Annotated in this window: 22 protein-coding genes, 4 tRNA genes, 3 rRNA genes and 1 pseudogene; 18 read left to right on the top strand and 12 right to left on the bottom strand. The window is 53.2% G+C overall.

All coding sequences use genetic code 11. From position 1 onward, the window contains the following. Positions 1-3: 3 nt before the first annotated feature. Entirely contained in the window at positions 4-1,305 is a 1,302-nt protein-coding gene (gene tilS / locus PYR66_18795) for a tRNA lysidine(34) synthetase TilS (protein WEF27311.1), read from the top strand. 15 nt (positions 1,306-1,320) lie between these two features. Here tilS and rof read toward each other — a convergent pair whose 3' ends face one another. Continuing rightward, positions 1,321-1,581, bottom strand: coding sequence for a Rho-binding antiterminator (gene rof / locus PYR66_18790; protein WEF27310.1), 261 nt, complete (start codon positions 1,579-1,581; stop codon positions 1,321-1,323). Continuing rightward, positions 1,568-1,816 (bottom strand): YaeP family protein, encoded by a 249-nt coding sequence (locus PYR66_18785; protein ID WEF27309.1) that lies wholly within the window; start codon positions 1,814-1,816, stop codon positions 1,568-1,570. Before PYR66_18785 ends, rof begins: the two co-directional genes overlap by 14 nt. A gap of 196 nt (positions 1,817-2,012) precedes the next feature. Between PYR66_18785 and PYR66_18780 the strand changes: the two genes are divergently transcribed. Genes PYR66_18780 through nlpE form a run of 3 tightly spaced genes read left to right on the top strand, consistent with a single transcriptional unit; the run spans position 2,013 to position 3,709 of the window. Beyond that, positions 2,013-2,558 carry a YaeQ family protein gene (locus PYR66_18780; protein WEF27308.1) on the top strand — a complete coding sequence of 182 codons (546 nt, stop codon included), beginning with the start codon at positions 2,013-2,015 and terminating at the stop codon, positions 2,556-2,558. Continuing rightward, complete coding sequence (arfB, locus tag PYR66_18775) at positions 2,555-2,968, top strand: alternative ribosome rescue aminoacyl-tRNA hydrolase ArfB (GenBank protein WEF27307.1); 414 nt, start codon at positions 2,555-2,557, stop codon at positions 2,966-2,968. The genes PYR66_18780 and arfB overlap by 4 nt, the downstream gene beginning before the upstream one ends. A 42-nt stretch (positions 2,969-3,010) precedes the next feature. Then, complete coding sequence (gene nlpE / locus PYR66_18770) at positions 3,011-3,709, top strand: envelope stress response activation lipoprotein NlpE (GenBank protein WEF27306.1); 699 nt, start codon at positions 3,011-3,013, stop codon at positions 3,707-3,709. Between the two features lie 69 nt (positions 3,710-3,778). On the opposite strand, the gene proS is transcribed toward nlpE, so the two are convergent. The 6 genes from proS to metN all read right to left on the bottom strand — a co-directional run bounded on the left by proS (position 3,779) and on the right by metN (position 9,366). Then, a complete protein-coding gene (gene proS / locus PYR66_18765) occupies positions 3,779-5,497 on the bottom strand; it encodes a proline--tRNA ligase (protein WEF27305.1) in 1,719 nt (572 codons plus the stop codon). A gap of 112 nt (positions 5,498-5,609) precedes the next feature. Further along, complete coding sequence (tsaA, locus tag PYR66_18760; GenBank protein WEF27304.1) at positions 5,610-6,317, bottom strand: tRNA (N6-threonylcarbamoyladenosine(37)-N6)-methyltransferase TrmO; 708 nt, start codon at positions 6,315-6,317, stop codon at positions 5,610-5,612. Next, positions 6,314-6,721 (bottom strand): Rcs stress response system protein RcsF, encoded by a 408-nt coding sequence (gene rcsF / locus PYR66_18755; GenBank protein WEF27303.1) that lies wholly within the window; start codon positions 6,719-6,721, stop codon positions 6,314-6,316. The genes tsaA and rcsF overlap by 4 nt, the downstream gene beginning before the upstream one ends. 108 nt (positions 6,722-6,829) lie before the next feature. After that, positions 6,830-7,645, bottom strand: coding sequence for a methionine ABC transporter substrate-binding lipoprotein MetQ (gene metQ / locus PYR66_18750; GenBank protein WEF27302.1), 816 nt, complete (start codon positions 7,643-7,645; stop codon positions 6,830-6,832). Between the two features lie 43 nt (positions 7,646-7,688). Then, entirely contained in the window at positions 7,689-8,342 is a 654-nt protein-coding gene (locus PYR66_18745) for a methionine ABC transporter permease MetI (protein ID WEF27301.1), read from the bottom strand. Then, positions 8,335-9,366 (bottom strand): methionine ABC transporter ATP-binding protein MetN, encoded by a 1,032-nt coding sequence (gene metN, locus PYR66_18740; GenBank protein WEF27300.1) that lies wholly within the window; start codon positions 9,364-9,366, stop codon positions 8,335-8,337. Before metN ends, PYR66_18745 begins: the two co-directional genes overlap by 8 nt. 188 nt (positions 9,367-9,554) lie before the next feature. Here metN and gmhB point away from each other — a divergent pair, with 188 nt between their 5' ends. The 8 genes from gmhB (at position 9,555) to dkgB (ending at position 16,854) form a co-directional block, all read left to right on the top strand. Beyond that, entirely contained in the window at positions 9,555-10,121 is a 567-nt protein-coding gene (gmhB, locus tag PYR66_18735; GenBank protein WEF27299.1) for a D-glycero-beta-D-manno-heptose 1,7-bisphosphate 7-phosphatase, read from the top strand. A 372-nt stretch (positions 10,122-10,493) separates the two neighbouring features. Then, positions 10,494-12,033 (top strand): 16S ribosomal RNA (locus tag PYR66_18730). 71 nt (positions 12,034-12,104) lie between these two features. Further along, positions 12,105-12,181, top strand: a tRNA-Ile gene (locus PYR66_18725). Positions 12,182-12,287: 106 nt separating this feature from the next. Continuing rightward, positions 12,288-12,363 (top strand) — tRNA-Ala (locus PYR66_18720). A gap of 171 nt (positions 12,364-12,534) precedes the next feature. Then, positions 12,535-15,439: ribosomal RNA gene (locus PYR66_18715) — 23S ribosomal RNA — on the top strand. Between the two features lie 195 nt (positions 15,440-15,634). Continuing rightward, a 5S ribosomal RNA gene (gene rrf / locus PYR66_18710) occupies positions 15,635-15,750 on the top strand. Together the 16S, 23S and 5S rRNA genes with 3 tRNA genes alongside form the textbook arrangement of a ribosomal RNA operon. 55 nt (positions 15,751-15,805) lie before the next feature. Next, positions 15,806-15,882, top strand: a tRNA-Asp gene (locus tag PYR66_18705). Between the two features lie 168 nt (positions 15,883-16,050). Beyond that, positions 16,051-16,854 (top strand): 2,5-didehydrogluconate reductase DkgB, encoded by an 804-nt coding sequence (gene dkgB, locus PYR66_18700; protein ID WEF27298.1) that lies wholly within the window; start codon positions 16,051-16,053, stop codon positions 16,852-16,854. Positions 16,855-16,903: 49 nt separating this feature from the next. On the opposite strand, the gene yafC is transcribed toward dkgB, so the two are convergent. Next, positions 16,904-17,806, bottom strand: a complete 903-nt coding sequence (gene yafC, locus PYR66_18695) for a DNA-binding transcriptional regulator YafC (protein ID WEF27297.1) — start codon at positions 17,804-17,806, stop codon at positions 16,904-16,906. 173 nt (positions 17,807-17,979) lie between these two features. Between yafC and PYR66_18690 the strand changes: the two are divergent. From PYR66_18690 to PYR66_18680, 3 genes and pseudogenes are all read left to right on the top strand, one after another. Beyond that, positions 17,980-18,087, top strand: a pseudogene (locus PYR66_18690) (hypothetical protein). 103 nt (positions 18,088-18,190) lie between these two features. After that, positions 18,191-18,988, top strand: a complete 798-nt coding sequence (locus PYR66_18685) for an endonuclease/exonuclease/phosphatase family protein (protein WEF30502.1) — start codon at positions 18,191-18,193, stop codon at positions 18,986-18,988. Between the two features lie 86 nt (positions 18,989-19,074). Continuing rightward, positions 19,075-19,845, top strand: a complete 771-nt coding sequence (locus tag PYR66_18680; protein ID WEF27296.1) for a methyltransferase domain-containing protein — start codon at positions 19,075-19,077, stop codon at positions 19,843-19,845. A 56-nt stretch (positions 19,846-19,901) separates the two neighbouring features. Here the strand turns inward: PYR66_18680 and mltD are convergent, their stop codons facing one another. Together mltD and gloB are read right to left on the bottom strand one after the other, a co-directional pair. Further along, the gene (gene mltD, locus PYR66_18675; protein WEF27295.1) at positions 19,902-21,269 is read right to left on the bottom strand and encodes a murein transglycosylase D; all 1,368 of its coding nucleotides are present in this window, start codon (positions 21,267-21,269) and stop codon (positions 19,902-19,904) included. Between the two features lie 71 nt (positions 21,270-21,340). Beyond that, complete coding sequence (gene gloB, locus PYR66_18670) at positions 21,341-22,096, bottom strand: hydroxyacylglutathione hydrolase (protein WEF27294.1); 756 nt, start codon at positions 22,094-22,096, stop codon at positions 21,341-21,343. Positions 22,097-22,129: 33 nt separating this feature from the next. Between gloB and PYR66_18665 the strand changes: the two genes are divergently transcribed. Continuing rightward, positions 22,130-22,852: a class I SAM-dependent methyltransferase gene (locus tag PYR66_18665; protein WEF27293.1), complete on the top strand. Its 723-nt coding sequence runs from the start codon at positions 22,130-22,132 to the stop codon at positions 22,850-22,852. Here PYR66_18665 and rnhA read toward each other — a convergent pair. Beyond that, positions 22,849-23,316, bottom strand: coding sequence for a ribonuclease HI (gene rnhA / locus PYR66_18660; protein ID WEF27292.1), 468 nt, complete (start codon positions 23,314-23,316; stop codon positions 22,849-22,851). The genes PYR66_18665 and rnhA overlap by 4 nt on opposite strands. Before the next feature lie 64 nt (positions 23,317-23,380). Between rnhA and dnaQ the strand changes: the two genes are divergently transcribed. After that, positions 23,381-24,112 (top strand): DNA polymerase III subunit epsilon, encoded by a 732-nt coding sequence (dnaQ, locus tag PYR66_18655; protein WEF27291.1) that lies wholly within the window; start codon positions 23,381-23,383, stop codon positions 24,110-24,112. A 133-nt stretch (positions 24,113-24,245) separates the two neighbouring features. Further along, positions 24,246-24,322 (top strand) — tRNA-Asp (locus PYR66_18650). Positions 24,323-24,337: the final 15 nt, after the last annotated feature.

Below are 24,337 nucleotides of genomic sequence, written 5' to 3'. Positions count from 1 at the left end.
ATCATGACGCCGGATATTGCCTCAACGCTTCAACCACACCGTCAGTTTTTACTGGCCTTCAGCGGCGGCCTGGATTCTACCGTCCTGCTGCACCGGCTGGCGTGCTGGCGCCAGCGTGACCCCGCGATTCAACTGCGCGCTATTCACATTCACCATGGCCTTAGCGCCAATGCTGACCTATGGGTTGAGCACTGCCAGCAGATTTGCCAACAGTGGCGGGTGCCGTTGCAGGTAGTGCGCGTGACGCTGGCGGACGAAGGATTGGGGATTGAAGCACATGCGCGTCATGCGCGTTATCAGGCCTTCCGCGATGTGCTGCTGCCTGGTGAGGCGCTGGTGACGGCGCAGCATCTGGACGATCAGTGCGAAACCTTCCTGCTGGCGCTCAAGCGCGGCAGCGGGCCGACCGGGTTGTCAGCCATGGCTGCCAGCACCGATTTTGCTCACGGAAAATTATTGCGTCCGCTGCTCAATGAAAGCCGAGAATCGTTGCATCAGTGGGCGCTGGCTCATCAATTGCAGTGGATCGAAGACGAAAGCAATCAGGACGATACCTACGATCGTAACTTTTTACGTCTGCGGGTGCTGCCACAGCTGAGCGCGCGCTGGCCGCACTTTGCCGAGGCGGTCGCCCGCAGCGCCAGCCTGTGCGGTGAACAAGAGCAGTTGCTGGATGAAATGCTGGCGACGGAGTTAGCCAGGCTGATGGACGACAACGGCACGCTGGCGATCGAACCGCTCACCGCTATGAGCGCACCGCGCCGCGCGGCGTTGTTACGCCGCTGGCTGGCGGCTCAGCAAGCACCGATGCCCTCGCGCGACATGCCGGAACGCATCTGGCAAGAAGTGGCGTTGGCGCGAGAAGACGCCGCCCCCTGTTTACGGTTAGGCGACTTTGCCGTTCGGCGCTATCAGCAGCGTTTGTATTGGGTGAGATTTATGGCAAGCCTGGTCGAGCGTGAAATCCTATGGGACGAGCCGATAAAACCGCTGGTTTTGCCAGCATCGCTGGGTGAGCTGAGTCTGCTCCCGGGCGGCCCACTGCGTGTGCCGCGGTCGGATGAGCCGGTATCAATACGCTTTCGCGCCAGCGGCAACCTGCATATTGTTGGGCGCCGCGGTGGACGTAAGCTGAAGAAAATCTGGCAGGAACTTGCCATTGCCCCCTGGCATCGCGATACCACGCCGTTACTGTTCTATGGTGAAACCTTGATTGCCGCGGCTGATGGGCTGTTTATCACGCAGGATGGGGTAGCGCAGGAAGGTGAGAGCGTACAGCTGGTGTGGCGGAAAACGGGCGGCTGAGCCGCCCGATTGGCTTCAGGATTCGCTGACCACCACGGTGCCGATTTCCGGGTGGCTGAAACTGGCGATTTTATCCAGGCGTAGCTCGCGGGCATGGCCAGCAAGTTCCACCACCAGATACTCGACATTCTTACGCGAGATGAGATCGTTCGCTTTGGCCTGCAGCTGTTCACCATCTTTCAGGGCCAGCGCCAGAACCAGGTGGTGCTGGCAGGCAAGCTCGAGGTTGTCATAATCATCGCAGTTAATGGGTTGATAAGTATCATTCATTGACATAATCGCTCACCAATAAGTTTGCCGCCGCATAAGCGGCCTTCTCCCTGACTGATTCCGAAAGGGCCTGATCCGCCGCATAAGCGGCCTTCTCCCTGACTGATTCCGAAAGGGCCTGATCCGCCGCAACCTCATTTAATACTTTCAACACGCAGCCCAGCGCATCCGGGATATACCCTAAGTCTCCGCTGGCTATTTCCGCATACCGCTTGCGTATTAACTCACAATAGTGATCCACATGCCCTCCTGTCAGCATTCTGACTTAACCGTGGGATGCAAGTTTAAGCCTACGAAGATAAACTCTGTTTAGCAAGGTGACTATACCATAGTCACCTAAGCAATATCAGCAGGATGAATGGCGTCGCGGCGATTGCTGACAGCCTTTTGTCGCCAGTTTCGCTACAATGTACGCCATTTTTTTCAGGAGTTTATTCATGGCGCTGAAAGCGACGATTTATAAAGCTGTGGTTAATGTTGCCGATCTGGACCGCAACCAGTTTCTGGATGCTAATCTGACACTGGCGCAACATCCCTCCGAAACACAGGAGCGTATGATGCTGCGCCTGTTAGCGTGGATTAAATATGCCAACGAGCGTTTGCAGTTCACCCGCGGGCTGTCATCGGACGATGAAGCGGAACTATGGCAGTTGAACGACCATCTGGGCATCGACCTGTGGATTGAGCTGGGTCTACCGGACGAAAAACGGATTAAGAAAGCCTGTTCGCGGGCGCAAGAGGTCGCGTTGTTTGCTTATAATAGTCGGGCGGCTGAAATCTGGTGGCAGCAGAACCAGACTAAACTGGCGGCATACTCGAAACTTACCGTTTGGTATCTTGATGATGCGCAGCTGGCACAGCTTAGCGCCTTTGCCGACCGCACGATGACGCTGCAGGCGACTCTACAGGACGGCGGTATCTGGTTATCTGACGATCGGAATAATCTGGAAATTCATTTAACGGCGTGGCAGCAGCCGGCATGATTATCGTTAGCCGCAGCGTCTCTATCCCGGATGAGGAGATCTCGCTCACCGGGGTTCGCGCGCAAGGGGCGGGCGGTCAGCATGTGAATAAGGCGTCGACGGCGATCCATTTACGCTTTGATATTAAAGCATCAAGCCTACCGGAGTTTTATAAAGATCGTTTGCTTGCCGCCAGTCACCACTTAATTTCTGCTGACGGTGTGGTTATCATTAAGGCTCAGGAATATCGCAGCCAGGAGATGAACCGCGAAGCGGCGATCTCACGACTGGTTGCGCTGATAAAAGAATTAACCGCAGTGCAGAAAAGCCGTCGGGAGACGCGACCGACTCGGGCGTCAAAAGAGCGGCGGCTTGCCTCCAAGGCGCAAAAGTCTTCAGTCAAAGCGCTGCGTGGGAAAGTTCGTCATTAACAGACGTGGCGGACGGGTGGAATGGATTATAAGGAATTCACAGTGAAGAAAATTGTCTTTTCTCTGGCAGCGGCTTGCTCGCTCTTTGTACTGTTTGGTTGTAACCATCGCGCCGATGTTGAAACCGTGCAGCCGACGGCGATGGAAGAACTTAAACCGATGCAGCAAAGCTGGCGCGGCATTTTGCCTTGTGCGGATTGCGAAGGTATTGAAACCTCGTTATTTCTTGAGAAAGACGGGACCTGGGTGATGAACGAGCGTTATCAGGGCGTTAGCCGTGAGCCGTCATCTTTCGCTTCGTACGGCACCTGGGCGCGTACTGCGGATAAGCTGGTACTCACCGACAGCAAAGGCGAGAAGTCCTACTATCGGGCGAAAGGCGATAAGCTGGAAATGCTCGACCGCGATGGCAATCCGATTCAGTCAACGCTTAACTATACGCTGGAGTCAGTGAAGGCTAGCCTGCCCACGACGCCGATGGCGATGCGCGGGATGTATTTCTATATGGCCGATGCGGCAACCTTTACCGATTGCGTGACCGGTAAAACGGTGGCTGTTGCTAATAATGCTCAGCTTGAGCGGGATTATGCCGCTGCGCGCGGGAATGATACTCGCCCGGTGTTGCTGGTGGTGGAAGGGCATTTCACCCTCGAAGCGAATCCGGATACCGGTGAAATGATGAAAACGCTGATGGTGGATAAAGACAGTAAATTTATCCCGGGTAAAGACTGCAACAACTAATTCCTGTTGTTGATACATAAAAAGAAAGGCCTCGCGATGACGAGGCCTTTTTATATTTAAAGGTAATGATTAACCTTTAATTTGCTGCACCAGGTAGTTCACAATATCCCCGGTCTTAATCAGCTGCTTCTCGCCGTTGCGACGATATTTGTATTCGATATCGTCGTTGTCGAGGTTACGGTCGCCCAACACGATGGTGTGTGGGATACCGATCAGCTCCATGTCGGCGAACATGACGCCCGGGCGCTCTTTACGGTCATCCATCAGCACTTCAATACCCTGCGCGCGCAGCTCAGCGTACAGCTTCTCGGCCAACTCCTGCACGCGATAGGATTTGTGCATGTTCATCGGCAGGATCGCAACCTGGAACGGCGCAATAGCGTCCGGCCAGAGGATACCGCGATCGTCGAAGTTTTGCTCGATAGCTGCGGCAACTACGCGAGTTACCCCGATACCGTAGCAGCCCATGGTCAGGATCTGGTTACGGCCATCTTCGCCCTGAACGGAGGCATTCAGCGCCTGGGAGTATTTGGTGCCGAGTTGGAAGATGTGGCCCACTTCGATACCGCGTTTGATAAGCAGGGTACCTTTGCCGTCCGGGCTTGCATCGCCGGCAACAACGTTACGAATATCCGCCACTTCTGGCGTCGCGACGTCGCGATCCCAGTTGATGCCGAAGTAGTGTTTGCCATCGATGTTGGCGCCAGCGGAGAAGTCGCTCATTGCCGCGACGGTACGGTCGATGACTACCGGAATCGGCATATTCACCGGGCCGAGAGAACCCGGGCCGGCGTTCACAACGGTGCGGATTTCGTCTTCAGTTGCAAAGGTAAGCGGGCTGGCAACCTGCGGCAGTTTTTCCGCTTTCACTTCGTTCAGCTCGTGATCGCCGCGAATCAGCAGGGCAACCAGCGGATAGCTGCTATCTTCAACCGCTTTCACCAGCAGGGTCTTCACGGTTTTCTCAATCGGCAGATTGAACTGCTCAACCAGCTCGGCGATGGTTTTGGCGTTCGGCGTATCGACAAGCGTCATTTCTTGCGTTGCAGCAGCGCGCGGCTCTTTTGGCGCGACGGCTTCGGCAAATTCGATATTTGCCGCGTAGTCGGAGCTGTCGGAGAAGATCACGTCGTCTTCACCGCTCTGCGCCAGTACCTGGAACTCATGAGACGCGCTACCGCCGATAGAACCGGTATCAGCCTGCACCGCGCGGAAATCCAGACCCATGCGGGTGAAGATTTTGCTGTAGGCGGCATACATCGCATCGTAGGTTTCCTGCAGCGATTCCTGTGAGGTATGGAAAGAGTAAGCATCTTTCATCAGGAACTCGCGAGAGCGCATGACGCCGAAACGCGGACGCACTTCGTCACGGAACTTGGTCTGAATCTGGAAGAAGTTCAGCGGCAGCTGCTTGTAAGAGTTCAGCTCGTTGCGAATCAGGTCAGTGATGACTTCTTCGTGGGTCGGGCCGAGGACGAAGGGACGTTCGCCGCGGTCAACAAAGCGCAGCAGCTCCGGGCCGTACTGCTCCCAGCGACCGCTTTCCATCCATAAATCGGCTGGCTGCACGACTGGCATCGACACCTCGATAGCACCGGCGTTATTCATCTCTTCACGCACGATGTTCTCGACTTTTTTCAGGACGCGCAGGCCGGTCGGCAGCCAGGTGTATAAACCTGAGGCCAGCTTGCGGATCATCCCGGCGCGCAGCATCAGCTGATGGCTGATGACTTCGGCGTCGGCAGGTGTCTCCTTCAGAGTGGAGAGCAGATATTGGCTAGTACGCATGTTGTTACGGTTCCATTTGGACGATCGGAACAGGCTGGGGAACCAGCCTGAAACAAAAAAAGTGGTTTAGTTTACCAGTGTGGCAAAGATGCCAAAAGAGAGGAAAATAAAATTAGCGTGGTTCGAGAGAAAAGACTTCAAAACCGGATGGAATTACCCGCCAGCGCACGTTGAAATCGAGCAGCCAGACGGCGTAAGTTTTCCCTGCTTCTTCCGCCTTCCGATATGCCGGGCGCGGATCCTGCGCCAGGACTTCACGAATAAACGCTTTGATATGCGGATAGCGCTTGTCCAGCGCGAGCAACTGCGCATCTATTTCCGGCGTAAAGCTGACGGCCATGCTGGCCTGCGGCGCCTGTTGCGCATAGCTGGCATGGGCATCCGGCAGGGCTTCGGCAAAGGGAAGGTAAGGCTTGATATCCACCACCGGCGTGCCATCGACCAGATCGAGACTGCCGAGCTCCAGGATGACCTGATCCTTCTGACTGCGAATGCCTTTTAGTTCAACCAGCGACATACCGATAGGATTAGGGCGAAACGTGGAGCGGGTTGCGAAGACGCCCATCCGCGCATTACCGCCAAGGCGGGGAGGGCGTACGGTGGGGCGCCAGCCGCCTTCCATGGTCTGATGAAACACAAACAGTACCCACAGATGGCTGAAGCTTTCCAGGCCGCGCACGGCGTCGGCCTGGTTATAGGGCGCTAATAGATGTAGTTCGCCGCCGCCGTGTTCAACCAGCCCAGGCTGGCGGGGAACGGCAAATTTCTCTTTATACGGCGAGCGGATGACGCCTATTTGCGCGAACTGAAAGGCACTCATTGCGCCGAGACGTTAAGCGCTGAACCCAGGCACACGGCCTGACGGTAGCAGCCCGGCGTACCGCTGGTAACTTCACAGCTGTGCAGCAGAACGGCGTTGGCCTTCATTTTGGCCGCGTTGATTTGCATACGTTTACGGGCGGTCGGGATGTTCGGCGGAGAATCCTGGTTTGATGCCTGGCATGACTCGCCGCTCACTTCACCCAAATCGCGGAAGGGTTTACCGACCAGCGCTGAGGCGTCGGTATAGATTCTTACCGGCGCGGGACGTGAGACTTTAGGTTTAGCCGTTTCCGTCTGGACTGGCGTGGTCGCGGTGCTTTTAACAGGCTCAACGGGAGATCTGCTTAGCATAGAACAACCGCTTAACATGAGTGCTAACAAACAGACCGGTAAAGCACGCATAGTATTTCCTCAATGAATTATAAAACAGGGCGCTATTGAATCAGGTGCTTGCATAAATGACAAGACGGGCATAAAGCCCGTCCTGAATGATATTACGGTGAAAGCAGATTACCAGCCTTTCACTGCACCGCCGTTAAAGATTTTGTTAGCGGCTTCGAAAACTTCGTCGCTCTGGTAAGCCTGAACAAATTTCTTAACATTTTCCGCGTCTTTGTTATCTTCGCGGGCCACGATCAAGTTCACGTACGGCGAGTTTTTGTCTTCAACGAAGATACCGTCTTTCGCCGGGGTCAGGCCAATCTGGCTGGCGTAGGTGGTGTTAATGACCGCCAGAGCGATCTGCGCGTCGTCCAAAGAACGTGGCAGCTGCGGCGCTTCCAACTCAACAATCTTCAGATTCTTCGGGTTGCCCACGATATCCAGAGAGGTTGGCAGCAGGCCCACGCCTTCTTTCAGTTTAATCAGACCCACTTGCTGCAGCAGCAGCAGGGAACGGCCGAGGTTGGTTGGATCGTTAGGGACGGCGATTTGCGAGCCCGGCTGCAGTTCATCCAGAGATTTGATTTTCTTCGAATAACCGGCAATTGGGTAAACGAAGGTGTTACCGACCGGCACTAATTTGTAGCCGCGGTCTTTAATCTGCTGGTCGAGATACGGTTTGTGCTGGAAGGCGTTAACGTCGATATCGCCTTTGCTCAGGGCTTCGTTCGGCAGCACGTAATCGTTGAAGGTGACCAGTTCAACGTCGAGGCCATACTTCTCTTTTGCTACCTTCTGCGCGACTTCAGCAACCTGCTGTTCCGCGCCGACGATAACGCCGACCTTAATATGGTTCGGATCTTTTTCATCCTGACCGCAACCCACCAGAGCCAGAGAACCGATTAACGCGCCAACTGCCGCAAAGGTTTTGAAATTAAAGGCCATGTTATTTCCTTCCTGTAAGAATTAGTGTTGTGTGTAAATAACGTTATTTGTGAGTTACAGCCCGAACGATACGATCGCCAGAGAATTGAATTAAATAAACCAGAATGACCAGCAATACCAGTACGGTATTCATTACCGTCGCGTTGTAGCCGATGTAGCCGTACTGGTAACCAATCTGCCCCAAGCCGCCAGCGCCAACCGCGCCGCCCATGGCGGAGTAGCCAACCAGGGTAATAAGCGTGATAGTTGCGGCGTTTACCAGACCCGGCAGCGCCTCAGGCAGCAGGACTTTACGTACGATCTGCAGCGGGGTCGCTCCCATCGCGCGTGATGCTTCAATCAGACCGGTCGGGATTTCCAGCAGGGCGTTTTCCACCATACGGGCGATGAACGGTGCAGCGCCAACCGTCAACGGCACGATCGCCGCCTGAAGGCCGATAGACGTGCCGACGATAACGCGGGTAAATGGAATCATCCATACCAGCAGGATAATGAATGGAATCGAACGGAAGATATTAACCAGCGCCGACAGCGTACGGTATAGCCTGGCGTTGGCGGCAATCTGCCCCGGACGGGTGACGTACAACAGTACGCCGACCGGCAGACCGAGGACAAAGCCAAAGAAGCCGGAGACAAACGTCATGGCCAGCGTTTCCCATACGCCGCGAACCAGCAGCCAGATCATTGGTTCAGACATATCCCAGTACCTCTACTTTTACATGATGTTCCTGCAGCCAGGCGATCGCTGCCTGGGTATCTTCCTGTGTGCCGTGCATTTCAGTCAGCATGATGCCGAACTTCACGCCTCCGGCGTAATCCATCTGCGCGCTAATAATGTTGTTATTCACATTAAAGCGACGAGCGGTTTCCGAAAGCAGCGGCGCATCGACAGAGTGGCCGGTAAACTCCATGCGCAACATGGGTACGCTATCAGGCAGCGGCGTTGGTTTCAGGCGCGCCTGATAGTCATCCGGAATATCCAGGTGCAGGGTTGATTGAATGAACTGCTGCGCCAGCGGCGTCTTCGGATGCGAGAAGACTTCGCTAACGGTGTCCTGCTCAATCAGTTGACCGTTGCTAATGACCGCCACGCAGTCGCAGATGCGTTTAACGACGTCCATTTCGTGGGTGATCAGCAGAATGGTCAGCCCCAGACGACGGTTAATGTCTTTCAGCAGTTCGAGAATCGAACGGGTTGTTGCCGGATCCAGCGCGCTGGTGGCTTCATCGCACAGCAATACTTTTGGGTTGCTGGCCAGCGCACGGGCAATCGCGACGCGCTGTTTCTGGCCGCCGGAAAGGTTGGCCGGGTAGCTGTCGTGTTTATCGCCGAGACCGACGAGATCCAGCAGCTCGGTCACGCGACGCTTAATTTCCGCGGGCGGCGTGTTATCCAGCTCAAGCGGCAGCGCTACGTTGCCGTAAACGGTGCGTGAAGCGAGCAGGTTAAAGTGCTGGAAGATCATGCCAATCTGGCGGCGTGCACGAGTCAGCTCTTTTTCGGACAGCGCTGTCAGTTCCTGGTTATCGACCTGAACGCTACCCTCGGTTGGGCGTTCCAGCAGGTTAACGCAGCGAATCAGCGTACTTTTACCTGCGCCAGAAGCGCCGATTACGCCGTAAATCTGCCCGGCAGGGACATGCAGGCTGACATTATTCAGCGCCTGTATGGTGCGGTTCCCCTGCTGGAACACTTTGGTAATATTCGAAAGTTTAATCATCAGTTATTTATTATCGTTTAGCCGTTTGCCGTGGCATTTTCTTCTGCCGTGTCCAGGCGATGCCTGTCAATGAAATGGATGTTAAGGCATCCAGACGTCTAAATCAATCTGACTCTTTATAATGAGCACTTTCCTGCATGCCGAAACATGCGATACTAACGGCATTCGCCTTTTTCAGGAGCAAACCGGTGGCAAAGTCTGTACCCGCAATTTTTCTCGACCGTGACGGCACTATTAATGTTGATCATGGTTACGTCCACGAAATCGACAACTTTGAGTTTATCGATGGCGTCATTGATGCCATGCGCGAATTGAAAGCGATGGGATTTGCGTTAGTGCTGGTGACCAACCAGTCGGGCATTGCTCGCGGCAAATTCACGGAAGCGCAGTTCGAAACCCTCACCGAATGGATGGACTGGTCACTGGCGGACCGCGGTGTGGATCTGGACGGTATCTATTATTGTCCGCATCACCCACAGGGAAGCGTTGAAGAATTCCGCCTGACCTGTGATTGCCGTAAGCCGCATCCGGGGATGCTCATTTCCGCACGCGATTTCCTGCATATTGATATGGCTGCTTCTTATATGGTGGGGGATAAAGTTGAAGACATGCAGGCGGCTGCGGCGGCGGATGTTGGAATGAAAGTCCTGGTGCGTACCGGTAAACCGGTTACTGAGGAAGCGGAAAATGCCGCTGATTGGGTGTTAAATAGCCTGGCGGACCTGCCTGCAGCGATCAAAAAGCAGAAAAAATAAGCGCTGCGTATAAAAGATGAGCGGTTGAAATAAAATTGTATTTTTCCGCTTGTCATTCCCGGCGAGCTCCCTATAATGCGCCTCCATCGACACGGCAGATGTGAATCACTTCACACAAACAGCCGGTTCGGTTGAAGAGAAAAATTCTGAAATTCAGGGTTGACTCTGAAAGAGGAAAGCGTAATATACGCCACCTCGCGACAGAGCGCTAAAGCGCGTCGCACCTGCTCTTTAACAATTTATCAGACAATCTGTGTGGGCACTCAAAGTGACATGGATTCTTAACGTCCTCGGACGAAAAATGAATACCAAGTCTCAACGAGTGAACATACGTAATTCATTACGAAGTTTAATTCATTGAGCATCAAACTTAAATTGAAGAGTTTGATCATGGCTCAGATTGAACGCTGGCGGCAGGCCTAACACATGCAAGTCGAGCGGTAGCACAGAGAGCTTGCTCTCGGGTGACGAGCGGCGGACGGGTGAGTAATGTCTGGGAAACTGCCTGATGGAGGGGGATAACTACTGGAAACGGTAGCTAATACCGCATAACGTCGCAAGACCAAAGTGGGGGACCTTCGGGCCTCATGCCATCAGATGTGCCCAGATGGGATTAGCTAGTAGGTGGGGTAATGGCTCACCTAGGCGACGATCCCTAGCTGGTCTGAGAGGATGACCAGCCACACTGGAACTGAGACACGGTCCAGACTCCTACGGGAGGCAGCAGTGGGGAATATTGCACAATGGGCGCAAGCCTGATGCAGCCATGCCGCGTGTATGAAGAAGGCCTTCGGGTTGTAAAGTACTTTCAGCGAGGAGGAAGGCGCTGAGGTTAATAACCTCAGCGATTGACGTTACTCGCAGAAGAAGCACCGGCTAACTCCGTGCCAGCAGCCGCGGTAATACGGAGGGTGCAAGCGTTAATCGGAATTACTGGGCGTAAAGCGCACGCAGGCGGTCTGTCAAGTCGGATGTGAAATCCCCGGGCTCAACCTGGGAACTGCATTCGAAACTGGCAGGCTAGAGTCTTGTAGAGGGGGGTAGAATTCCAGGTGTAGCGGTGAAATGCGTAGAGATCTGGAGGAATACCGGTGGCGAAGGCGGCCCCCTGGACAAAGACTGACGCTCAGGTGCGAAAGCGTGGGGAGCAAACAGGATTAGATACCCTGGTAGTCCACGCCGTAAACGATGTCGACTTGGAGGTTGTGCCCTTGAGGCGTGGCTTCCGGAGCTAACGCGTTAAGTCGACCGCCTGGGGAGTACGGCCGCAAGGTTAAAACTCAAATGAATTGACGGGGGCCCGCACAAGCGGTGGAGCATGTGGTTTAATTCGATGCAACGCGAAGAACCTTACCTACTCTTGACATCCAGAGAACTTAGCAGAGATGCTTTGGTGCCTTCGGGAACTCTGAGACAGGTGCTGCATGGCTGTCGTCAGCTCGTGTTGTGAAATGTTGGGTTAAGTCCCGCAACGAGCGCAACCCTTATCCTTTGTTGCCAGCGGTCCGGCCGGGAACTCAAAGGAGACTGCCAGTGATAAACTGGAGGAAGGTGGGGATGACGTCAAGTCATCATGGCCCTTACGAGTAGGGCTACACACGTGCTACAATGGCATATACAAAGAGAAGCGACCTCGCGAGAGCAAGCGGACCTCATAAAGTATGTCGTAGTCCGGATTGGAGTCTGCAACTCGACTCCATGAAGTCGGAATCGCTAGTAATCGTAGATCAGAATGCTACGGTGAATACGTTCCCGGGCCTTGTACACACCGCCCGTCACACCATGGGAGTGGGTTGCAAAAGAAGTAGGTAGCTTAACCTTCGGGAGGGCGCTTACCACTTTGTGATTCATGACTGGGGTGAAGTCGTAACAAGGTAACCGTAGGGGAACCTGCGGTTGGATCACCTCCTTACCTGAAAGAACCTGCCTTTGTAGTGTCCACACAGATTGTCTGATGAAATAACAGCAGTAAGTAATCTCTGCAGGCTTGTAGCTCAGGTGGTTAGAGCGCACCCCTGATAAGGGTGAGGTCGGTGGTTCAAGTCCACTCAGGCCTACCAAATTTCTGCTGATGCTGCGTTGCGGCGACACTCACATACTTAAGTATGCTTCGTGTCACCACGCCTTGCCTCAACAGAAATTACGGGTAAATGAGATAACTACGATGGGGCTATAGCTCAGCTGGGAGAGCGCCTGCTTTGCACGCAGGAGGTCTGCGGTTCGATCCCGCATAGCTCCACCATCCTTACTGCACAAAACAAGAAAACTTCAGAGTGTACCTGAAAAGGTTCACTGCGAAGTTTTGCTCTTTAAAAATCTGGATCAAGCTGAAAATTGAAACGACACACTGTTAATGGTGTGTTCGAGTCTCTCAAATTTTCGCAATCAGAAGTGAAACATCTTCGGGTTGTGAGGTTAAGCGACTAAGCGTACACGGTGGATGCCCTGGCAGTCAGAGGCGATGAAGGACGTGCTAATCTGCGAAAAGCGTCGGTAAGGTGATATGAACCGTTATAACCGGCGATGTCCGAATGGGGAAACCCAGTGTGATTCGTCACACTATCGTTAACTGAATACATAGGTTAACGAGGCGAACCGGGGGAACTGAAACATCTAAGTACCCCGAGGAAAAGAAATCAACCGAGATTCCCCCAGTAGCGGCGAGCGAACGGGGAGCAGCCCAGAGTCTGAATCAGCTTGTGTGTTAGTGGAACGGTCTGGAAAGTCCGACGGTACAGGGTGATAGTCCCGTACACCAAAATGCACAGGTTGTGAACTCGAAGAGTAGGGCGGGACACGTGGTATCCTGTCTGAATATGGGGGGACCATCCTCCAAGGCTAAATACTCCTGACTGACCGATAGTGAACCAGTACCGTGAGGGAAAGGCGAAAAGAACCCCGGCGAGGGGAGTGAAAAAGAACCTGAAACCGTGTACGTACAAGCAGTGGGAGCACCTTCGGGTGTGACTGCGTACCTTTTGTATAATGGGTCAGCGACTTATATTCTGTAGCAAGGTTAACCGTATAGGGGAGCCGCAGGGAAACCGAGTCTTAACTGGGCGTTAAGTTGCAGGGTATAGACCCGAAACCCGGTGATCTAGCCATGGGCAGGTTGAAGGTTGGGTAACACTAACTGGAGGACCGAACCGACTAATGTTGAAAAATTAGCGGATGACCTGTGGCTGGGGGTGAAAGGCCAATCAAACCGGGAGATAGCTGGTTCTCCCCGAAAGCTATTTAGGTAGCGCCTCGTGAACTCATCTTCGGGGGTAGAGCACTGTTTCGGCTAGGGGGTCATCCCGACTTACCAACCCGATGCAAACTACGAATACCGAAGAATGTTATCACGGGAGACACACGGCGGGTGCTAACGTCCGTCGTGAAGAGGGAAACAACCCAGACCGCCAGCTAAGGTCCCAAAGTCATGGTTAAGTGGGAAACGATGTGGGAAGGCACAGACAGCCAGGATGTTGGCTTAGAAGCAGCCATCATTTAAAGAAAGCGTAATAGCTCACTGGTCGAGTCGGCCTGCGCGGAAGATGTAACGGGGCTAAACCATGCACCGAAGCTGCGGCAGCGACACTATGTGTTGTTGGGTAGGGGAGCGTTCTGTAAGCCTGCGAAGGTGGCCTGTGAGGGTTGCTGGAGGTATCAGAAGTGCGAATGCTGACATAAGTAACGATAATGCGGGTGAAAAGCCCGCACGCCGGAAGACCAAGGGTTCCTGTCCAACGTTAATCGGGGCAGGGTGAGTCGACCCCTAAGGCGAGGCCGAAAGGCGTAGTCGATGGGAAACAGGTTAATATTCCTGTACTGGGTGTTACTGCGAAGGGGGGACGGAGAAGGCTATGTTAGCCGGGCGACGGTTGTCCCGGTTTAAGCATGTAGGCGGGTGTTCCAGGTAAATCCGGAACGCTGTTAACGCTGAGGTGTGATGACGAGGCACTACGGTGCTGAAGTAACAAATGCCCTGCTTCCAGGAAAAGCCTCTAAGCATCAGGTAACATCAAATCGTACCCCAAACCGACACAGGTGGTCAGGTAGAGAATACCAAGGCGCTTGAGAGAACTCGGGTGAAGGAACTAGGCAAAATGGTGCCGTAACTTCGGGAGAAGGCACGCTGATATGTAGGTGAAGCCCCTGCGGGTGGAGCTGAAATCAGTCGAAGATACCAGCTGGCTGCAACTGTTTATTAAAAACACAGCACTGTGCAAACACGAAAGTGGACGTATACGGTGTGACGCCTGCCCGGTGCCGGAAGGTTAATTGATGGGGTTATCCGTAAGGAGAAGCTCTTGATCGAAGCCCCGGTAAACGGCGGCCGTAACTATAACGGTCCTAAGGTAGCGAAATTCCTTGTCGGGTAAGTTCCGACCTGCACGAATGGCGTAATGATGGCCAGGCTGTCTCCACCCGAGACTCAGTGAAATTGAACTCGCTGTGAAGATGCAGTGTACCCGCGGCAAGACGGAAAGACCCCGTGAACCTTTACTATAGCTTGACACTGAACATTGAGCCTTGATGTGTAGGATAGGTGGGAGGCTTTGAAGCGTGGACGCCAGTCTGCGTGGAGCCGACCTTGAAATACCACCCTTTAATGTTTGATGTTCTAACCTGGCGCCGTAATCCGGCGTGGGGACAGTGTCTGGTGGGTAGTTTGACTGGGGCGGTCTCCTCCCAAAGAGTAACGGAGGAGCACGAAGGTTAGCTAATCCTGGTCGGACATCAGGAGGTTAGTGCAATGGCATAAGCTAGCTTGACTGCGAGCGTGACGGCGCGAGCAGGTGCGAAAGCAGGTCATAGTGATCCGGTGGTTCTGAATGGAAGGGCCATCGCTCAACGGATAAAAGGTACTCCGGGGATAACAGGCTGATACCGCCCAAGAGTTCATATCGACGGCGGTGTTTGGCACCTCGATGTCGGCTCATCACATCCTGGGGCTGAAGTAGGTCCCAAGGGTATGGCTGTTCGCCATTTAAAGTGGTACGCGAGCTGGGTTTAGAACGTCGTGAGACAGTTCGGTCCCTATCTGCCGTGGGCGCTGGAGAATTGAGGGGGGCTGCTCCTAGTACGAGAGGACCGGAGTGGACGCATCACTGGTGTTCGGGTTGTCATGCCAATGGCATTGCCCGGTAGCTAAATGCGGAAAAGATAAGTGCTGAAAGCATCTAAGCACGAAACTTGCCCCGAGATGAGTTCTCCCTGAGACTTAGAGTCTCCTGAAGGAACGTTAAAGACGATGACGTTGATAGGTCGGGTGTGTAAGCGTAGCGATACGTTGAGCTAACCGATACTAATGAACCGTGAGGCTTAACCTTACAACGCCGAAGCTGTTTTGGCGATTTGAGATGATTTTCAGCACTGATTCAGAGTTGAGTACGCAATAATTTGCGCAGCAGCAAGGCGGCAAGCGAAGGAAAGGAAGGAGCATACTGAAGTATGTGACTGAGTTTACGAGCGCAGGCAACGCAGCTGATGCGATAAAGAATGGCGTACTGAGCACAAAGAATTTGCCTGGCGGCGATAGCGCGGTGGTCCCACCTGACCCCATGCCGAACTCAGAAGTGAAACGCCGTAGCGCCGATGGTAGTGTGGGGTCTCCCCATGTGAGAGTAGGGAACTGCCAGGCATCAAATTTGCAGTAAAACCGGGGTGTTAAACCGGCAGATGTAGAAAAATTCGGTGGAGCGGTAGTTCAGTCGGTTAGAATACCTGCCTGTCACGCAGGGGGTCGCGGGTTCGAGTCCCGTCCGTTCCGCCACTTATTTAAAGCCCTGAGCATTTGCTCAGGGCTTTTTTGTTTTCTCAATAGCTAATTATTGCTAAATCAGCAAAAATTCTCTGCATTTATCGATCTTTTTCCAATTACCGCCCTCAGCCATAATGGCCTCAGTTAACCGAAACGAATAATTAACGAGGAACATCTATCATGGCAATCCCTGCATTTGGTCTTGGAACTTTCCGTCTGCAAGACGACGTTGTAATCAACTCTGTAAAAATGGCGCTGGAATTGGGCTATCGCACTGTTGATACTGCGCAGATCTATGAAAATGAAGCCGCTGTTGGTCAGGCTATTGCAGAAAGCGGTGTGCCGCGTGATGAGCTGTTCATCACGACCAAAATCTGGATTGAAAACCTGAGTAAAAACAAGCTGATCGCAAGCCTGAAAGAGAGTCTGCAGAAGCTGCGCACTGATTATGTTGACCTGACTTTGATCCACTGGCCGTCACCGAACGATGCGGTTGCTGTTGAAGAGTTTATGGCTGCGCTGATGGAAGCGAAGAAACTGGGCCTGACCCGTCTGATCGGTATCTCTAACTTCACGATTCCGCTGATGGAGCGTGCGATTGCTGCCGTAGGCGCTGAAAACATCGCGACCAACCAGGTTGAACTGTCTCCGTACCTGCAGAACCGTAAAGTGGTGGATTGGGCGCGTGAGCACGGTATTCATATCACCTCTTACATGACGCTGGCCTACGGCAACGCGCTGAAAGATGAAGTGATTGCACGTATTGCTGCTAAACATAATGCAACCCCGGCGCAGGCTATACTGGCATGGGCGATGGGTGAAGGCTATGCGGTTATCCCGTCTTCCACCAAACCTGAAAACCTGGCCAGCAACCTGAAAGCGCTGGATCTGCAACTGGATGATGAAGATCGCAAAGCGATCGCCGCGCTGGATTGCAACGATCGTCTGGTGAGCCCGGAAGGTCTGGCTCCTAAGTGGGATTAATCTACTCACCCCGGCATGCGATTTACGCCGCAGCCGGATGGTCGTGTCGCTACAGCTCCTTCGGGAGCTGTTTGACGTGCTCGCTCAGAAAATCAATAAACGCCCTGATGCGTGTGCTTACGGCTCTGTCGCTGTAATACACCGCACTGAATGGCATCTCGACCGGCAAGCGTTTGTCGGCAAGCAGTTCTACAAATTCCCCGCTGACAATCTCTTTGTCCACCATATAGTCCGACAGACAGGCAATACCATTCCCGGTAAGGCAGAGCTGTTTGAGCGTTTCGCCGCTATTAGATGTAATTTCGCAGCTGACTTCCAGTAATTGCCCATCGCTTGCTGAAATTGGCCAGGTATTTAAAGAGGCCGGTTCGGTGAACCCCAGGCAGAGATGATCTTCGAGATCTTCCGCTTTCTCCGGCATACCGTAGCGCGCGATATAATCAGGCGAGGCGATGATCTTGCGATAACTATTGAACAACGGGCGGGCGCGCAGGCTGGAATCCGTTAAGGCGCCAACGCGGATCGCCACGTCGACTTTGCGCTCAATAAGATTAATGAAGGTTTCTGAGGAGACCAATGAAAGCGTCATCTCTGGATAACGTTCACGGAAGGGTTTTACCAGCGGCATTAAGAAATGCAGCATCACCGGGGTGGCTGCATCAACGCGAAGCAATCCACGGGGCGTGGTGCGCGTTTCTAAAAGCTCATTCTCAGCGGCAGCCATTTCCTGCAACACCACCTGCATACGGCGGAAATAACGTTCGCCTTCTTCCGTCAGACTCAGCTGGCGCGTCGTTCGGTTAAGCAGACTTACGCCCAGCTTGGATTCCAGCTTCTTTACTGCCCGGCTGACAGCAGAGTTAGCCTGCCCGAGTTGCTCCGCAGCACGGCTAAAGCTGCCGCTCTCTACCACGGCGACAAAGATAGCGATCTCTTCTGACGTTGCTCTCATTGTTGCACCTATAGCAAAATTCTATTGAGACTTTGATGATTTTTGTTATTTAAACACCCCGGCATGCTACGTGTCATCTTAATCCTGATGCTACGGAGTAAATTATGCCACTGGCGCTACTTGCATTAACCATCGGTGCCTTTGCAATTGGCACTACCGAATTTGTGATTGTCGGTCTGGCACAGACGCCGTGGATTGGCGCGGTGATTGTGCTGGTTGTCCTGGGCGGTCGTTTAGATAAACTTCAGCGTCGTACGGCAGCCGTTTCTCTCGAAGGATAAGGGTTTCTCACGAATTGCATTGAAAGTGTATGGGAAAGTCCCTATAACAGAAGAACCAGCCGTAGTCGGGCTGGTTTTCTGTTATCGAGGTTTCATGCCCAAATTGCGAAAAAATACCTATGCCATGCGCTATGTCGCCGGACAACCTGCGGAGAGAATATTGCCTCCGGGAGCGTTTGCGGGCGTCAGTCCGGTGTATCCGGCGGGTACGCCGTTAAGCAGCGATGAGAAAATTCGCGTGCTGGTATGGAATATCTTCAAACAGCAGCGCGCTGAGTGGCAGTCTGTCCTTAAAAATTTTGGCAAAGACGCACATTTAGTCCTGCTGCAGGAGGCACAAACGACGCCCGAATTGGTCAGATTTGCGACCTCTAACTATCTGGCTGCCGATCAGGTTCCCGCCTTGGTGCTGCCGCAGCATCCTTCCGGCGTGATGACATTGGCCTCTGCCCATCCTATCTACTGCTGCCCGCTGCGCGAGCGTGAACCTATTTTACGTTTGCCTAAATCGGCGCTGGTGACGGTTTATCCGCTGCCGGATGCTCGGTTGTTGATGGTGGTGAATATTCATGCGGTCAACTTTAGTCTCGGCATTGATGTTTACAGCAAACAACTGCTGCCGATTGGCGATCAAATTGCCCATCATAGCGGGCCGGTGATCATGGCGGGGGATTTCAATGCCTGGAGTCGCCCGAGGATGAACGCGCTGTATCGCTTTGCGCGTGAGATGTCGTTACGTGAAGTTCGTTTCTCCGACGATCAGCGCCGCCGCGCGTTTGGTCGCCCGCTTGATTTTGTGTTCTACCGTGGCTTAAACGTGCACGATGCCTCTGTGCTGGTGACCCGCGCCTCCGATCACAACCCGCTACTAGTTGAATTCAGTCCCGGCAAGCCTGATTAATTAAGGTATGTCAGGCCTGCCACCGGGCAGGTCTGCGTTCAGCGCGATGCTGCCCTTTATTACTCAAACCACCGAAGGACAACACAATGACAACACGCTCTCATCATGACAACGTCGAAAAACAGTTTGGCTCACAGGCAAACGCCTATTTGACCAGCGCTGTGCACGCTTCCGGGCGCGATCTGCAACGACTGGCGGAACGGCTGGCCGATTTCCCGCAGGCGAAAGTGCTGGATATGGGCTGCGGGGCGGGGCATGCCAGCTTTACTGCCGCAGGGCAGGTTGCTCAGGTCACAGCCTATGATTTATCAAGCCAGATGCTGGAGGTCGTTGCCGAAGCGGCAAAAGATAAAGGTTTCACCAATATCGCGACTCAGCAGGGATATGCTGAAACGCTGCCGTTTGTCGATGCCAGTTTTGATATCGTGATTAGCCGCTATTCTGCTCACCATTGGCATGACGTTGGTCAGGCGCTGCGTGAGGTGAAACGCGTGCTGAAGCCGGGCGGGGTGATGATTATTATGGACGTAATGTCGCCGGGCCATCCGGTGCGCGATGTCTGGTTGCAGACCGTTGAAGCCCTGCGTGATACCTCGCATGTGCGTAATTACTCCAGCGGCGAGTGGCTGGCGCTGGCCAATGACGCAGGTCTGGTGATTAATCATCTGTTGACCGATCGCCTGCCCCTGGAATTCAGTTCCTGGGTGGCGCGAATGCGTACTCCAGAAGCATTGGTAGAAGCGATTCGTTTGTACCAGCAGAGTGCGTCGGCGGAGGTCAAAGCCTACTTTGAATTACAGCAGGATGGCTCGTTTAGCAGCGATACCATCATGTTTGAAGCGCATAAAGCGGTTTAGCACAGGCAATAAAAAAGGCACCGGGGGAATCGGTGCCTTTCTCATTATCCTGAAGGTCAGGATTCAGGTCTGTCGTTGTTTTTCACAAACAGTGTCAGCTGATCGCCTGGCTTCAGATTATCGGTATCGCTATTCCAGCGCATGACGTCACGAATATTGACGCCATGGCGTTTTGCAATACTCGATAACGAATCGCCTTTGCGTACGCGATAAGTGATGCTATCGCTGTTGTTCGCCAGACGTTGCGCGCTGCTACCTGCGCCGATAGTCAGATTTTGCCCGACCTTCAATCCTGAACCACGCAGGTTATTCCACTGCTGCAAATCCCTGGTGGTGACGCCGAGACGCGAAGCGATCCCGGAAATCGTGTCGCCAGAACGTACCTTATAGCTACGGCTGGTCAGCGGAGCATTGTCAGCAAGCTGCGTGGGCTGTACGGCGGCAATGTCGCCAGAGGCCAGAGATTCACGCAGCTGAGCGGCATGCTTCTGTGGCACCATGACATACTTTGGCCCGTTAGCGCCCAGCGTTGACCCCTTTACTCCGGCATTGAAGGTCTTCAGTTTGTTGACCGGCATTCCTGCCATGTCCGCAAGCTGAGAAATATCAACCGGACTGTCGAGGCGCACGCGCGCCAGCGCACGGCTTTCATCGGCCGTTGGCAGCTTCACGCCATAACGCTTGCTGTTTTTGAGAATCTCGCTCAAAGCCAGCATTTTTGGTACATAGACCTTGGTTTCACGCGGCAGCGAGAGCGACCAGAAATCGGTGGGTTTCCCACGCGAACGGTTTGCTTTCACTGCCTTCATGACCCGGCCTTCGCCGCTGTTATAGGCGGCGACGGTTAATAACCAATCGCCGTCGAACATTTTGTTCAGACGTTGCATCATGTCCAACGCCGCGGTAGTCGACGCGACGACGTCACGACGCGCATCATAACTGCGGGTCTGTTTTAAACCATAATTGCGCCCTGTGCTCGGAATGATCTGCCAAATGCCTGCGGCATTGGCACCAGACGTCGCGTGTGGGTCAAAAGCGCTCTCCACTATGGGTAGTAATACCAGTTCCATTGGCATGTTACGTTTCTTAACTTGCCCGGCTATCCAGTACATATACGGTTCAGCCCGTAAAGTTACATCGTGGAGATAGCTCTTATTACGTAAGTACTTCTGTTTCTGTTCGCTAATCCGGGGGTTTTCCGGAATGCCCATCTTCAGCTCGTCGCTTATGGAAGTCCACAGATCCTGGTCTTGCGCGTAGAAGGTTCCATCATCTAACCAGCGCGCTTGACTTGTGAACTTGCCTGCTTCCCCTTGACCAGCTGCAGAAAGGCTCTGTGCTCGCTGTTGAACGGTGCCGTCGTGCTTTGACGCCTGGCACCCTACCAGCAGGACAGAGGCGAGTAATATCGCTCGTGCCTTCATGTGTGTGTCAATAGTTGCTTAAAAGACGACCAAGGATAACGGCGAAGGCTGAGGATGACAAGTGTTAAATCTCAGAAGTCATCTTTCTTTGACCTCAACCATGCGAATCTCTGTGCAGAGTGTTGCAAATTTGTTTCTTTAGATATTTTTTCAATTAAATCATTGTCATCCGTACGTAAAAATAAATTTATACGGCGTTCATTTTTCAGAATAACGGGTAGTGTCTTTTGTTTTTTTGCACGTAACTCATTAACTTTATGATAGTAATCCTTTATGTCCATATCATCTGGCAGGATACTCAATGCAAACTTCATATTTGCTAAAGTATATTCGTGCGCACAACAAATGAGAGTGTCATCAGGAAGGGCGTTTATTTTCACAAACGATTGATACATCTGCTCTGCAGTGCCTTCGAACAGTCTGCCACAACCGCCGGAAAACATTGTATCACCACAAAATAGATAAGGCTGGCTGTAGAAACAGACATGTCCTAATGTGTGTCCTGGGGTGGCAAAAATAGAAAATTCGCGGCCTAAAACAGCAATGCGATCGCCATCCTTCACAATCCGGGTGGCTCCTTTATCCTGGGTTTCTGCCGGTCCGTAAACCACAATCTGCGGGAATTTTTGCTGCAGTTCTTTCACGCCGCCAACGTGATCGTGGTGGTGGTGGGTCAATAAAATCGCCTCTGGTTGCCAGGCGTTTTCTTCGATAGCTGCGAGCACTGGCGCGGCTTCGCCTGGATCGATAATTAAGCAACGATGCTTATCGTCGCTCAGAACCCAGATGTAGTTGTCCTGAAATGCAGGAATGCTGATAAGATTCATAAATTACCTCTCAAAGCGTTGCGGAAGGTTGCGATGAAGCCGGCAAGGATACCCCATACAGTTACAGCTCCAGAGCATTGGTCCAGTATGCCGTGGGGCGAGTACTATCGCGAGTCGCTGGAACGGCATATGAAGCCATGGCTGGCTAAATTATATGGCTTTCATTTACTTAAGATTGGCAATCTGAGCGCGGAAATCAATACCGAGGCCTGTGCTATCTCTCACCAGGTGAACGTTTCGCTGGAGGGAAGCCCGATGCAGGTTAAAGCTGACCCGCTGTCTCTTCCTTTTGCCGCTAAGTCGGTAGATGCCTGTTTACTGGCGCATACCTTGCCGTGGTGCAGCGATCCGCATCGCCTGTTGCGTGAGGCCGATCGCGTGTTGATTGATGATGGCTGGATAATATTGACCGCATTTAACCCGATAAGCCTGATGGGGTTGCGCAAGGTGACGCCGATACTGCGTAAAAGCATGCCTTATAACAGCCGGATGTTTACCATGACGCGTCAGCTAGACTGGCTGGCGCTGCTTAATTTTGAAGTCTTGCATTATGGCCGCTATCAGGTTCTTCCCTGGTCAAGGCAGGGGGGGAAAATGTTGAGCACGCATTTACCGGCTCTGGGCTGCCTGCAGCTCATCGTCGCCCGGAAAAGAACCATTCCGTTGACGTTAAATCCGATGAAGTCCGGGAAGGCGAAGACGCAGCTGCGTCCGGCCGTTGGCGCCACCCGGCAGTGGCGCGATGGGGGAAATTAGCTTTCCGGCTGGTAGCCGACATCATCCTGCGTTGGGTTAGACGCCGCGGTACGAGCCAGTTCATCGCAGCGTTCGTTTTCCGGGTGCCCGGCATGGCCTTTGACCCATTCCCATTTAATCTGATGCTGGCCGAGAGCGGCATCAAGACGTTTCCACAGATCGACATTTTTAACCGGCTTTTTGTCCGCGGTTTTCCAGCCACGCTTTTTCCAGTTATGGATCCATTGGGTGATCCCCTGGCGGACGTACTGGCTATCGGTACTCAGCACCACTTCGCAATGCTCTTTAAGCGCTTCGAGAGCGACGATGGCCGCCATCAGTTCCATGCGGTTGTTGGTTGTCAGGCGATAGCCTGCGCTGTAGGTTTTTTCGTGTTGGCGATAGCGCATAATGGCGCCGTAGCCACCGGGCCCTGGATTACCCAGGCAAGAACCATCGGTGAAAATTTCTACCTGTTTGAGCATCTCTGGTAGACTTCCTGTAATTGAAATCGATATGTAAACGATAAGTCTGACATAAATGACCGCTATGAGCACTGCAATTACACGACAGATTGTTCTCGATACCGAAACCACCGGTATGAACCAGATTGGCGCCCACTATGAAGGGCACAAGATTATCGAGATCGGCGCCGTAGAGGTGATCAACCGTCGCCTCACCGGCAATAACTTCCATGTGTATCTGAAGCCCGATCGGCTGGTGGACCCGGAAGCCTTCGGCGTTCACGGTATCGCCGATGAATTCCTCATGGATAAACCGACCTTTGCCGACGTCGCTGATGAGTTTATGGACTATATCCGCGGCGCGGAGCTGGTTATCCATAATGCGTCGTTCGATATCGGCTTTATGGATTATGAATTCAAAAAGCTGAACCGCGGCATTGAGAAAACGGAAACCTTTTGTAAGGTCACCGATAGCCTGGCGATGGCGCGTAAGATGTTTCCCGGCAAGCGTAATAGCCTTGATGCGCTCTGCTCGCGTTATGAAATAGATAACAGCAAGCGTACGCTGCACGGCGCGCTGCTCGATGCCCAGATTCTGGCCGATGTGTATCTGATGATGACCGGCGGCCAGACCAGCATGGCGTTTTCGATGGAAGGCGAAGGCCAACAGCAGGTCGGCGATATTGGAATACAGCGTGTTGTCCGCGCCGCCAGTAAATTACGCGTGGTTTATGCCTCTGATAACGAGCTGGTGGACCATGAATCACGCCTCGATCTGGTGCAGAAGAAGGGCGGTAGCTGCCTGTGGCGCGCCTGATCGACGACGATATGCGCTAAAAATAAGCGAGTGGGCGAATTTTGCAGCAAACGATTCAAAAGTGAAGAAAAAGCGTTGACGGCACTGTAGGGAAACCGTAATATTCGCCTCGTTCCCAACGGAACAACAACGCGGAGCGGTAGTTCAGTCGGTTAGAATACCTGCCTGTCACGCAGGGGGTCGCGGGTTCGAGTCCCGTCCGTTCCGCCACTATTCAGAAGGCCT

It is taken from the genome of Klebsiella aerogenes (assembly GCA_029027985.1).
Lineage (GTDB): Bacteria > Pseudomonadota > Gammaproteobacteria > Enterobacterales > Enterobacteriaceae > Klebsiella > Klebsiella aerogenes_A.
The sequence above is the reverse complement of the archived record's forward strand: the minus strand, read 5'-3'. Positions and strand labels throughout refer to the sequence as shown.

Excerpts from the sequence above, each read along its gene's own strand:
- tilS (WEF27311.1), top strand. The coding sequence starts at position 4 with ATGACGCCGGATATTGCCTCAACGCTTCAACCACACCGTCAGTTTTTA.
- rof (WEF27310.1), bottom strand. The coding sequence starts at position 1,581 with ATGTCAATGAATGATACTTATCAACCCATTAACTGCGATGATTATGAC.
- PYR66_18780 (WEF27308.1), top strand. The coding sequence starts at position 2,013 with ATGGCGCTGAAAGCGACGATTTATAAAGCTGTGGTTAATGTTGCCGAT.
- arfB (WEF27307.1), top strand. The coding sequence starts at position 2,555 with ATGATTATCGTTAGCCGCAGCGTCTCTATCCCGGATGAGGAGATCTCG.
- proS (WEF27305.1), bottom strand. The coding sequence starts at position 5,497 with ATGCGTACTAGCCAATATCTGCTCTCCACTCTGAAGGAGACACCTGCC.
- tsaA (WEF27304.1), bottom strand. The coding sequence starts at position 6,317 with ATGAGTGCCTTTCAGTTCGCGCAAATAGGCGTCATCCGCTCGCCGTAT.
- rcsF (WEF27303.1), bottom strand. The coding sequence starts at position 6,721 with ATGCGTGCTTTACCGGTCTGTTTGTTAGCACTCATGTTAAGCGGTTGT.
- metQ (WEF27302.1), bottom strand. The coding sequence starts at position 7,645 with ATGGCCTTTAATTTCAAAACCTTTGCGGCAGTTGGCGCGTTAATCGGT.
- PYR66_18745 (WEF27301.1), bottom strand. The coding sequence starts at position 8,342 with ATGTCTGAACCAATGATCTGGCTGCTGGTTCGCGGCGTATGGGAAACG.
- metN (WEF27300.1), bottom strand. The coding sequence starts at position 9,366 with ATGATTAAACTTTCGAATATTACCAAAGTGTTCCAGCAGGGGAACCGC.
- dkgB (WEF27298.1), top strand. The coding sequence starts at position 16,051 with ATGGCAATCCCTGCATTTGGTCTTGGAACTTTCCGTCTGCAAGACGAC.
- yafC (WEF27297.1), bottom strand. The coding sequence starts at position 17,806 with ATGAGAGCAACGTCAGAAGAGATCGCTATCTTTGTCGCCGTGGTAGAG.
- PYR66_18680 (WEF27296.1), top strand. The coding sequence starts at position 19,075 with ATGACAACACGCTCTCATCATGACAACGTCGAAAAACAGTTTGGCTCA.
- mltD (WEF27295.1), bottom strand. The coding sequence starts at position 21,269 with ATGAAGGCACGAGCGATATTACTCGCCTCTGTCCTGCTGGTAGGGTGC.
- gloB (WEF27294.1), bottom strand. The coding sequence starts at position 22,096 with ATGAATCTTATCAGCATTCCTGCATTTCAGGACAACTACATCTGGGTT.
- PYR66_18665 (WEF27293.1), top strand. The coding sequence starts at position 22,130 with ATGAAGCCGGCAAGGATACCCCATACAGTTACAGCTCCAGAGCATTGG.
- rnhA (WEF27292.1), bottom strand. The coding sequence starts at position 23,316 with ATGCTCAAACAGGTAGAAATTTTCACCGATGGTTCTTGCCTGGGTAAT.
- dnaQ (WEF27291.1), top strand. The coding sequence starts at position 23,381 with ATGAGCACTGCAATTACACGACAGATTGTTCTCGATACCGAAACCACC.